A 10,982-nucleotide genomic window follows, 5' to 3' on the forward strand; every position below is an offset into this window, starting at 1 on the left:
GGGTACGCGACTGCGTACGGGCCCCGCTCCCACCGGTCGTCATCCCCGGTCAGTCCTGCTTCTTGCGCCGGGTGCCGAAGACGATCTCGTCCCAGCTCGGCACGGCGGCCCGGCGGCCGGGCCGGACCCCGTCCGCCTCGGCCTGACGGTCCGTCGTCCCGGTCAGCCGGTCGCGATGACCGGCCACGGCCCGGGGCATCAGCACATCGGCGTACGCGGACCCGGCACCGGCCGAAGCGGCGGCGGCCGGCGGCTCGTCCGCCTCCGCCTCCTCCGCCGCCTCCAGTGCGGGCGGCTCGGGCTGCGGGGGCCGCTCGGGCACGACCATGTCGCCCCGGAAGCTCGGCACCGCCTCCAGCAGGCTGGTCAGCGAGTCGCGCTCACCGGCCGAGGCGCTGCTCACGTACTCCTCTGGCTCGGCGGCGGGGGCGGGCCGCTCGATCTGGCGGTCGAGGGCCCGGTCCAGCGGCCGGTCGCGCTCGGGCTGCCGGTCGAGGCTCCGGTCCAGCGGCCGGTCGCGCGGCAGCCGGGCGATCCGGGGTACGAACGGGAAGCTGGGCTCCGGCGCGGCGACGTCGTCGGTCTCGCCGATCAGCGAGCGCGCCTCGTCGTCCACGGCCTGGACCAGTCGCCTCGGCGGGTCGTACGTCCAGCTCGCCGCGTGCGGCTCGCCCGCGACCCGGTAGACCAGCAGGACTTCCCAGGTGCCGTCGTCACGGCGCCAGGAGTCCCACTGGACGGTTTCCTTGTCGGCGCCGCGCAGCAGGAGACGCTCCTGAACCGCCTCTCCGAGCTGAGGGCCGGTGTTCTCGCCGGGACGGCGCACAGGAGTCTTCCGGGCCCGCTCGGCCATGAAAGCGCGCTCCGCGAGCACAGGGCCCTCGAAGCGGCGTACACGGTCGACGGGAATGCCCGCGAACTGGGCGACCTCCTCCGCGGAGGCACCGGCCCGTATGCGGGCCTGGATGTCGCGGGGCCGGAGGTGGCTCTCCACCTCGATCTCGATCTGGCCGAGCCGGGCGCGGTCGTTGCGCACGGCGGCGCGCAGCCGCTCATCGATCGGAAGCGTGTACTCCGTGCTGTCCGCAGCCTTGAGCACCAGTCGTGTGCCGTCGTTGGAGACGGCCACGACACGCAGTTCGGGCATGGGGACCTCCCGGGTGGTGCCTGCCGACGTCACGTGCGTCGCTGCTTCCGCTAGTCGAGTGTGACCTGCCCGGGTGCAGCCTGCCACAACCTTGCCAAGTTGCCCGGCGTGTCGGGCGCTCGTCCTGGTGCGCCCGCCTAGGGTGCCGCCGTCGGCCCCCTCCGGTAGCTGCGGATTCCCACGTCGGAGTCCGCCCCAGGGCTCGTCACAGTACTCCATTCGGGCCACCGGGGTGGACCGGCGCGCCGCCGAACTTCTCGGGAGGCATGGGAGTTGAGGTACCCAGTTCTCCGTGAAATGCCCCTGATGGGTGTTGTGCTTCACACAATCACCAAAAACGGAACTATCCACTTCGCTCATTTGTCCCTTCCTGTTGCATGGTGGGAGAGATGTCAAGCAGGGGCTGGTAATGGTTCAGAAGCCGGAAAGTGACACAGAACCCAAGGAAAGGCGCATAGATCTGAGTCTCCCGCAGGTCGCCGGGAGCGCCGTGGCGGCCGTCGCGGCAGCGGTGCTGGCCTCGCAGTTGGGGGTGTACGGCACGATCGCCGGAGCCGGCGTGATGAGCGTCGTCGCCACCTGCGGCGGCTCGGTCTTCCAACACTTCTTCCGCCGCACCGGCGAGCAGATCCGCGAGGTGACGGTCCAGGTGACCCACCCGGAGGGCCGCCAGGTGACGGTGCACACCAAGGAGACGACGCCCGCCGGGCACAGAGCCGCCGCGCAGCGGACGGAGCCGGAGCCGACGGGGTCGGGGCCGGCGGACGACTCCACCACGGTGCTGCCCACGGTCGACCCGGGCACGGTCCCGGCCGTGATCCCGGACGCGGAGAGCACGCAGGTGCTGAAGCCGCTCGACTCGGACCGGACGCAGCTGCTGGACCTCGGCGACGCGCGGACCCGGATGCTCCGCGTCCCGCCGACCGGAGGCCCCGCAGCCGGAGCCCGGGCCGGGGCCGGAGGCGACGACCGTACGCACGTGATTCCGCGGGCCGATGACCGTACGCACGCGTTCCCGTCGGCACACGACCGTACGCAGATGCTCCCGCAGGCCGGGGTGCACCAGGCCGCCGTCACCGACGACGCGTTCAGCGACGGCGTCACCCACGGCACCCGGATGCGCGGCTGGAAGCGTCCCGCGCTCGCGGCGGCCGCGGTCTTCGCCGTTTCCATGGCCGGGATCACCGCGTTCGAGATGATCTCGGGCAACGACCTCAGCGGCGGCCAGGGCACCACCCTCAGCTCCGTCGTGCGCGGCGGCGACCGGGACTCCGGACCCGCCGACCCCACCCCCTCCGGCGACACCGGCCGGGACGGGGGAACGGACGAGCAGAGCCCGAACCCGGGTGAAGGCACCGGTTCCGCGCCCGCCACGGACGGCGGCGACGGCACCGGAACGAGCCCGGACCCCGGTACGGGCACGGGCGGGGAGAACCCGAGCACCGGGCCCACCCCCACCCCGACGCCCTCCGGGTCCGCCGGGGAGACCACGCCGGAACCGACGCCGCCCACCCCGTCGAAGTCGGGCGACACCGGAACCGGCGAGCCCTCTACCGGCACGGGCGTCGGCCCCGGGCAGGGCGAGCAGGCCCCGCCCGGCGCGGACGCCGAGTGACCCACCGGCGTACCGCGCACAGCACATCGGCCCCGGCCCCCTCCGCAAGGGAGAGGACCGGGGCCGACGGCGTACCGGGACGACGCCGGGCTCAGTCGCCGAGCACGCGCCGCAGGTAGTCGTTGCCGAACAGGCGGTCCGGGTCCAGCCGGTCGCGCAGGGCGGTGAACTCGCCGAAGCGCGGGTAGGCCTCGGACAGGTAAGCAGCGTCCCGGGTGTGGATCTTGCCCCAGTGCGGCCGGCCGGCGTGCGCCGTCATGATCCGCTCGACCGCGGTGAAGTACGAGCGGTGCGGTGTGCCCTTGTAGAGGTGCACGGCGATGTAGGCGCTGTCCCGGCCCGATGCGGTCGACAGGGCCATGTCGTCGGCCGGAGCGGTCCGCACCTCGACCGGGAAGCTGATCTTCAGCGGGGACCGCTCGACCATGGCCTTCAGCTCCCGCAGCACCGTCACCGCCTGCTCGCGCGGAACGGCGTACTCCATCTCCACGAACCGCACCCGGCGCGGGCTGGTGAACACCTTGTACGGGATGTCGGTGTACGTACGCGCCGACAGCGCCCGGCTGGAGAGCCTGGCGATCGAGGGGATCGTCGCCGGGACCGCGCGGCCGAGCGAACACGCCACCTGGAAGACCCCGTTGGACAGCAGCTCGTCGTCGATCCAGCTGCTCACCCGGCCGGGCGGGGCGGCCGGACCGGCGCTGCGGTTGTTGCGCTTGGTGTTGCAGTTCCCGGTGTGCGGGAACCAGTAGAACTCGAAGTGCTCGTTCTCGGCGACCAGGGCGTCGAAGTCCGCGGTGACCCGGTCGAAGCTCATCGGCTCCTCACGGGCCGTCAGCAGGAAGATCGGCTCGACGGCGAGGGTGACGGCGGTGATCACCCCGAGGGCGCCGATCCCGACCCGGGCCGCGGCGAAGATCTCCGGGTTCTCCACGGCCGAGCAGACCAGGACCGTGCCGTCGGCGGTGACCAGCTCCAGCGCCCGGATCTGCGCGGATATGGACGCCGAGTCGCGGCCCGTGCCGTGCGTACCGGTGGAGGTCGCCCCGGCGACCGTCTGCTCCATGATGTCGCCCATGTTGGTGAGCGACAGACCCTCGCGGGCGAGCGCGGTGTTGAGCCGCTTGAGCGGAGTGCCGGCCTCCACCGTCACGGTCATCGTCTCGCGGTCGATGTCCCGGATCCCGGTGAGCAGGTCGGGGCGTATCAGGACCCCGTCGGTGGCGGCCGCCACCGTGAAGGAGTGGCCCGCGCCGACCGGCTTCACCCGCAGGCCGTCCGCGTGCGCCCGGCGCAGCACGTCCGCGAGCTCGTCCACGGACGCGGGCGACTCGGTGCGGGCGGGCCGGGCGGTGACGGTGCCCGCCCAGTTACGCCACGCGCTCGTCGTCCGTGCGTAGGTCTCGGTCATCTTGCCCGCGCCCTCCCGTCGCAGCCGGCCCGGCCAGCCGGCGATATCCCAGGAACGCCACCGCCGCCGCGAGCGCTCCCGCCACGACGGGCACCGCGTACCCCGCCTTCGCCCCGGCGGCGTCGACCACCCAGCCGGCGGCCGAGGAGCCGAGCGCCACTCCGACCGCGAGCCCGGTACTGGTCCAGGTCATGCCCTCGGTCAGCTTGGTGCGCGGTACGTGCGCTTCGACGAGGGCCATGGTGGTGACCATCGTCGGTGCGATGGCGAGGCCCGCGACAAAGAGCGCCACGGCCAGCAACGGAAGGTTCCCGGCCAGTAGGAGGGGGATCATACTCACGGCCATCGCGCAGACACCCACCAGCCACCTGGTCCCGGGGTTCCCCTTCAGGTGCAGCAGCCCGAACACGGCCCCCGCGAGGCACGAGCCGAGCGCGTAGACGGCCAGCACCAGGGAGGCCGCGGCCTTGTGGCCGCGCTCCTCGGCGAAGGCCACGGTCACCACGTCCACGCCCCCGAAGATCGCACCGGTCGCCACGAACGTGGCCACCAGGACCTGGAGCCCCCGCGAACGCAGCGCAGAGCCCCCGGTGTGCTGCGACTTCGGGTGCGGCACCGGCTCGGTCGCGCGCTGCGCGGTCAGCCAGAAGACGCCGGCCAGGAGGAAGGCGGCGGCGATCAGCGGTCCGGCCTCCGGGAACCACGCGGTGGAGAGGCCGATGGAGATGATCGGGCCGAAGATGAAGCACACCTCGTCGACGATCGACTCCCACGAGTACGCGGTGTGCAGATCCCGGCCGGAGCCCCGGTAGATCTCCGCCCAGCGGGACCGGACCATCGACCCCACGCTCGGCACACAGCCCGCGCCCACCGAGAAGACGAACAGCGTCCACTCCGGCGCCCCCTGCTGGGCGCAGACCAGCAGACCCGCCACCGCCGCCACGGCGACCAGCGTGACCGGGCGCAGCACCCGGCGCTGCCCGTAGCGGTCGACCAGCCGGGAGACCTGGGGGCCGCAGACCGCAGCCGACATCGCCAGGGTCGCCGACAGTGCCCCGGCCAGTCCGTAGCGGCCGGTGAGCTGGGAAATCATCGTGACGACGCCGATGCCCATCATGGACAGCGGCATCCGGCCGAGGAAGCCTGCGGCGGAGAACCCCTTGGTACCGGGGGCGGAGAAGATGGCGCGGTAGGGGCTGGGCAAGGGGGTACTCCGGTCATGCCTGTCAGGCGTATAGCTGGCCCATACAGCTTACGGGTGGGCGGACGCCCCCGACACCGGATTTCGGACGGACCGGGGGCGGTTCCGGCAGGCTCCCCGCCATGGGTCCGGCGCTTTCCCGACGGGGCGTCGGATGTCGGGTGCCGCCCTGTCGGAGGCGGGTGGCAGGATCGACGTCATGTCCGATCTGCGCGATCCCGCTCCCTATGACGCCCTGCTGCTGCTCTCCTTCGGCGGCCCCGAGGGCCCGGACGACGTGGTCCCGTTCCTGGCGAACGTGACCCGCGGCCGCGGCATCCCCGAGGAACGCCTCAAGGAGGTCGGCAAGCACTACTTCCTCTTCGGCGGAGTCAGCCCGATCAACGCGCAGAACCGGGCCCTGCTCGACGCGCTCCGCAAGGACTTCGCCGACCACGGTGTCGACCTACCGATCTACTGGGGCAACCGCAACTGGGCCCCGTATCTGACCGATGTGCTGCGCGAGATGACGGCCGACGGACACCGCCGGATCGCCGTCCTCGCCACCAGTGCCTACGCCTCCTACTCGGGCTGCCGGCAGTACCGCGAGAACCTCGCCGATGCGCTGGCCGCCCTGGAGGCCGATGGGCTGCCCGTGCCCCGGGTCGACAAGCTGCGGCACTACTTCAACCACCCCGGCTTCGTCGAGCCCATGGCCGACGGCGTCCTCGCCTCGCTCGCCGACCTCCCCGAGAACGTCCGCGCGGGCGCGCACATCGCGTTCACCACCCACTCCATCCCGACCTCCGCCGCCGACGCCTCGGGCCCGGTGGAGGCCCACGGCGAGGGCGGCGCGTACGTCGCCGAGCATCTCGACGTGGCCCGGCTGATCATCGAGGCGGTGCGCGCCGAGACCGGCGTCGAGCACCCCTGGCAGCTCGTCTACCAGTCCCGCAGCGGCGCCCCGCACATTCCGTGGCTGGAGCCCGACATCTGCGACCACCTGGAGACCCTGCACGGCGAGGGCGTCCCCGCGGTCGTGATGGCGCCCATCGGCTTCGTCTCGGACCACATGGAGGTCCTGTACGACCTCGACACCGAGGCCACCGCCAAGGCCGCCGAACTGGGGCTGCCGGTCCGCCGGTCCGCCACGGTGGGCGACGACCCGCGCTTCGCCGCCGCCGTACGGGACCTGGTCCTGGAGCGCGCCGCGAGCGAGCGCGGCCGGGCGGTCGAGCGCTGCGCGCTGGGGTCGCTGGGGCCCTCGCACGACCGCTGTCCCGTCGGCTGCTGCCCCGCCAGGGCCCCGAAGCCCGCCGCCGCGGGCGCCGACAGCCCGTACGCATAGCCCGACAGCCCCTATGGGCAGCCCGCAGGACCCCTACCTGACCGTGCGCACCGATCACCTGGGAGCACCGTGACCGACCCCGCCCTGTCCGAACTGCTCGACCTCGCCCTGGAGGCCGCCCGCCGCGCCGGTGCCCTGCTGCGCGACGGCCGCCCCGCCGACCTGGGGGTGGCCGCGACGAAGTCCAGCCCCATCGACGTGGTCACCGAGATGGACATCGCCGCCGAGAAGCTGATCACCGGCTACCTCACCGACTTCCGCCCCGACGACGGCTTCCTCGGCGAGGAGGGCGCCAGCTCCCCGGGCTCCACCGGCATCCGCTGGGTCATCGACCCGCTCGACGGCACGGTGAACTACCTCTACTCCCTGCCGACCTGGGCGGTCTCCATCGCCGCCGAGCGCGACGGCGAGCGGGTCGTGGGCGTCGTCGAGGCCCCGATGCGCCGGGAGACGTACCAGGCGGTCCTCGGCGGCGGTGCGTTCGCGAACGGCGAAGCGCTGCGCTGCCGCCCCACCGCGCCGCTGGACCAGGCCCTCGTCTCGACCGGCTTCAACTACGTCGCCCACGTCCGCGCCCACCAGGCGGACGTCGCCCAGCGGCTGATCCCCAGGCTCCGGGACATCCGGCGCAGCGGTTCGGCCGCCGTCGACCTCTGCGATGTGGCGGCGGGCCGGCTCGACGGCTACTACGAGCGCGGGCTGCACCCCTGGGACCTGGCCGCGGGCGACCTCATCGCCCGGGAGGCGGGCGCGCTGACCGGCGGCCGGCCGGGGCTGCCCGCCGACGGCGATCTGACGGTGGCCGCCACCCCCGGCGTCTTCGAGCCGCTGCAGGCCGCCCTCGACGAGCTGGGCGCCTGGCACGACTGACCGGAAGCTCCTGGTGGGGCCCTGGGAGCCCGACGGCACAGCAGAGGGCCCCGGATGCCTGGACAGCATCCGGGGCCCTCTGGCGTACGGCTCAGACGGTGGTCGCGCCGATCTCCACGCCGTGCTCGGCGGCGAGCCGGTGCAGATCGTCCAGCTCGCCCTGCTCGACGTCCGCGAGGAAGTCGTCGCCGTCCTCGCGCGCCCGCGTGAGGTCGGACTCGGTCGTCTTGATGCGGTGCAGCAGACCTGCGGTGAAAGCGTCCATGATGCGCCCCCTCATCGTGGGTCGGTGGCACGGGGGTGTGCCCGGGATCCCCCCGGCCGGGGAGCCGGAGGAGCGGGTGATCGCGCCGCCGCTCCGGGAAAAGAGGCGGGCCGTGGCATGCCACGGGACAGGCGTGATCGCGGGTGTGAACCCCTCTTCCCCACGCCGTGGCTCAGAGAAACCTCAACTGGCCCGGAAATCCGTCGGTTTCCCGGCGGGAGGCCGCCGGGAGATCCGGCCCGCCGCCGTCTTACCGCCGGTTTATACGCGTTGCGGGCAGGATGGAGGCACACGGTCGGCCTTGCTGCCCGTGTCCGAGCGGTCCCGTGTGGGCCGCTCGCTCTGTGAACCCGACGAAGGACCGAAGGAAGGACTGCGCCGTGCGCGTACTCGTCGTCGAGGACGAGCAGCTGCTCGCCGATGCGGTGGCCACCGGACTGCGCCGGGAGGCCATGGCCGTCGACGTCGTCTACGACGGTGCCGCGGCCCTGGAGCGCATCGGGGTCAACGACTACGACGTCGTCGTGCTGGACCGGGACCTCCCGGTGGTGCACGGGGACGACGTCTGCCGCAAGATCGTCGAGCTCGGCATGCCGACCCGGGTGCTCATGCTCACCGCCTCCGGCGACGTCAGCGACCGGGTCGAGGGCCTGGAGCTGGGCGCGGACGACTATCTGCCCAAGCCCTTCGCCTTCAGTGAGCTGACCGCCCGGGTCCGCGCGCTGGGCCGCCGTACGACGGTGGCGCTGCCGCCCGTCCTGGAGCGCGCCGGCATCAAGCTCGACCCGAACCGCCGCGAGGTCTTCCGCGACGAGGTGGAGATCCAGCTCGCCCCGAAGGAGTTCGCGGTCCTGGAGGTCCTGATGCGCAGCGAGGGCGCCGTCGTCTCGGCGGAACAGCTGCTGGAGAAGGCCTGGGACGAGAACACCGACCCCTTCACCAACGTGGTGCGGGTCACGGTCATGACGCTCCGCCGCAAGCTCGGCGAACCGCCCGTCATCGTCACCGTGCCGGGCTCCGGATACCGGATCTGAGGACCATGGCCACCACCCCGGAGCAGCCCCCCGCGGCGCCGCCGAAGCCCACCTGGGAGCCGAAGCAGCAGGACCCCCCGTACCCCTGGCTGCGCCCGACCATCCGGATACGGCTCACGCTGCTGTACGGCGGGATGTTCCTGATCGCGGGCATCGTGCTGCTGTCGATCATCTACATGCTGGCCGCGCAGGCCCTCCACGACGCGGGAAGCGTGGCCTTCCGGGTGGCCGGGACCAACGTCCAGATCACCAGCGACACCTGCCCGCAGCTCGGCGCGGCCCTCAACAACGACCAGCTGAACGACGCCATCAAGGCCTGCACGTCGGCCCAGCGGCAGCACGCACTGGACAGCCTGCTCAACCGGGCCCTCCTCGCCCTGGTCGGCCTCAGCGTGATGGCCTTCGCCTTCGGTTACGCCATGGCCGGACGCGTCCTGTCCCCGCTCGGCCGGATCACCCGGACCGCGCGCCGGGTGGCCGGCACCGACCTCACCCGGCGGATCGAGCTGGACGGCCCGGACGACGAGCTGAAGGAGCTGGCGGACACCTTCGACGACATGCTGGACCGGCTGGAGCGGGCCTTCACCGCGCAGCAGCGGTTCGTCGGCAACGCCTCGCACGAGCTGCGCACCCCGCTGGCGATCAACCGCACCCTGCTGGAGGTGCATCTCTCCGACCCGGAGGCCCCGCCCGAGCTCCATCAGCTCGGCAAGACCCTTCTGGCCACCAACGAGCGCAGCGAGCAGCTGGTCGAGGGCCTGCTGCTGCTGGCCCGCAGCGACAACCAGATCATCGAGCGCAAACCGGTCGACCTCGCCGAGGTCGCCGAGCGCGCCATCGACCAGACCAGGGCGGAGGCGCTGGCCAGGAAGGTCGAGATCCGCGGTGTGCGAGCCTCGGCCGGGGTGCAGGGCAACGGGGTCCTGCTGGAGCGGATCGCCCTGAACCTCGTGCAGAACGCCGTGCGCTACAACGTGCCCGAGGACGGCTGGGTGGAGGTCACCACCGAGGCGCGTGACGGGCAGGCCCTGCTCGTCGTCTCGAACACCGGCCCGGTGGTCCCCGCCTACGAGATCGACAACCTCTTCGAGCCCTTCAGGCGGTTGCGTACCGAGCGCACGGGCAGCGACAAGGGGGTCGGGCTCGGCCTGTCGATCGCCCGGTCCGTCGCGCGGGCCCACGGAGGCCGTATCATCGCGGAGCCCCGCGAGGGCGGTGGTCTCGTGATGCGCGTCACCCTGCCGGTCTGAGAGGCTGCACGGTGTGACTCTGCACCGAATCTTCATGTTCGCTTTGGGCGGAATTTTCAGGACCCATTCCCGGGCGGGTCGTGTGTGATCGATCACAGGGTCGATTTTCCGGCCTTCTACTCTCCGTGATCACGACTCTGTCGGAAAGCCGGTAATCGTCCGGGTTTTCGGGGATCGTTATCACGGGAAGTACACGGGGTGGCGCCCGTGAACTGCACAGTCGGGACCGTGTACGGTCCCCATCGCCACCCAAGCCGAGCCTCGCCGAGGTGCCCGGTTGGGTGTCGATTGAGTAACAGACCTTGATGTGAGGCAAAATCTCCGCCTCAGGTCGGGCACAAGTCCGGCCTCTCACGCGTTACGTGCGCTGAGACACCTAGACACCCAAGAGGGGGAGAGCGACATGGCAACGGATTACGACACCCCACGCAAGACCGACGACGACGTGGACCAGGACAGCCTCGAAGAGCTCAAGGCGCGTCGGAGCGACAAGACGGCGTCCGCCGTCGACGTCGACGAATTCGACGCGGCCGAGGGCCTGGAGCTGCCCGGCGCGGACCTCTCCAACGAGGAGCTGGCCGTCCGGGTGCTGCCCAAGCAGGCGGATGAGTTCACCTGCATGAGCTGCTTCCTGGTGCACCACCGCAGCCAGCTGGCCCGCGAGAAGAACGGTCAGCCCATCTGCCGCGACTGCGACTGAGGTCGGGTCGGCCGTGGCAGGCGAGACACCGTTCCGGAAGCGGCGCCCCTGGCGCCGGCACGGCCAGCAGGCCCATGAGGACGGTACCGGCGGCACAGGCCCGGCAGAAGGCGGTCACGCGTCTGCCGAGCGGTCCGCCGCCCCGCCGGATCACTCCGGCGG

10 protein-coding genes are annotated in these 10,982 nt (G+C 72.0%); 6 read left to right on the forward strand and 4 right to left on the reverse strand.

All coding sequences use genetic code 11. The features are described 5' to 3' along the window. Positions 1-49: 49 nt before the first annotated feature. Positions 50-1,147, reverse strand: coding sequence for a septation protein SepH (gene sepH / locus ACFWM7_RS28755; protein WP_383265875.1), 1,098 nt, complete (start codon positions 1,145-1,147; stop codon positions 50-52). 409 nt (positions 1,148-1,556) lie between these two features. Between sepH and ACFWM7_RS28760 the strand changes: the two genes are divergently transcribed. After that, positions 1,557-2,762, forward strand: a complete 1,206-nt coding sequence (locus ACFWM7_RS28760) for a hypothetical protein (RefSeq protein ID WP_383265878.1) — start codon at positions 1,557-1,559, stop codon at positions 2,760-2,762. 91 nt (positions 2,763-2,853) lie between these two features. On the opposite strand, the gene ACFWM7_RS28765 is transcribed toward ACFWM7_RS28760, so the two are convergent. Next, entirely contained in the window at positions 2,854-4,173 is a 1,320-nt protein-coding gene (locus ACFWM7_RS28765) for a D-arabinono-1,4-lactone oxidase (protein WP_383265880.1), read from the reverse strand. Beyond that, entirely contained in the window at positions 4,133-5,377 is a 1,245-nt protein-coding gene (locus ACFWM7_RS28770; RefSeq protein WP_383265882.1) for an MFS transporter, read from the reverse strand. Before ACFWM7_RS28770 ends, ACFWM7_RS28765 begins: the two co-directional genes overlap by 41 nt. Positions 5,378-5,573: 196 nt before the next feature. Here ACFWM7_RS28770 and ACFWM7_RS28775 point away from each other — a divergent pair, with 196 nt between their 5' ends. Together ACFWM7_RS28775 and ACFWM7_RS28780 are read left to right on the forward strand one after the other, a co-directional pair. After that, the gene (locus tag ACFWM7_RS28775; protein WP_383265884.1) at positions 5,574-6,701 is read left to right on the forward strand and encodes a ferrochelatase; all 1,128 of its coding nucleotides are present in this window, start codon (positions 5,574-5,576) and stop codon (positions 6,699-6,701) included. A gap of 69 nt (positions 6,702-6,770) precedes the next feature. Next, positions 6,771-7,571, forward strand: coding sequence for an inositol monophosphatase family protein (locus ACFWM7_RS28780; RefSeq protein WP_383265887.1), 801 nt, complete (start codon positions 6,771-6,773; stop codon positions 7,569-7,571). A gap of 91 nt (positions 7,572-7,662) precedes the next feature. On the opposite strand, the gene ACFWM7_RS28785 is transcribed toward ACFWM7_RS28780, so the two are convergent. Next, positions 7,663-7,836 carry a hypothetical protein gene (locus ACFWM7_RS28785; RefSeq protein ID WP_383265890.1) on the reverse strand — a complete coding sequence of 58 codons (174 nt, stop codon included), beginning with the start codon at positions 7,834-7,836 and terminating at the stop codon, positions 7,663-7,665. A gap of 380 nt (positions 7,837-8,216) precedes the next feature. On the opposite strand from ACFWM7_RS28785, the gene ACFWM7_RS28790 reads away from it, so the two are divergent. The 3 genes from ACFWM7_RS28790 (at position 8,217) to ACFWM7_RS28800 (ending at position 10,820) form a co-directional block, all read left to right on the forward strand. Beyond that, positions 8,217-8,870: a response regulator transcription factor gene (locus ACFWM7_RS28790; RefSeq protein WP_006128158.1), complete on the forward strand. Its 654-nt coding sequence runs from the start codon at positions 8,217-8,219 to the stop codon at positions 8,868-8,870. Between the two features lie 5 nt (positions 8,871-8,875). Next, positions 8,876-10,120: a sensor histidine kinase gene (locus ACFWM7_RS28795; RefSeq protein WP_383265893.1), complete on the forward strand. Its 1,245-nt coding sequence runs from the start codon at positions 8,876-8,878 to the stop codon at positions 10,118-10,120. A 403-nt stretch (positions 10,121-10,523) separates the two neighbouring features. After that, complete coding sequence (locus ACFWM7_RS28800; protein ID WP_003965732.1) at positions 10,524-10,820, forward strand: DUF4193 domain-containing protein; 297 nt, start codon at positions 10,524-10,526, stop codon at positions 10,818-10,820. Positions 10,821-10,982 lie beyond the last annotated feature (162 nt).

Source organism: Streptomyces sp. NPDC058375 (assembly GCF_042723425.1).
Classification (GTDB): Bacteria; Actinomycetota; Actinomycetes; order Streptomycetales; family Streptomycetaceae; genus Streptomyces; species Streptomyces durocortorensis.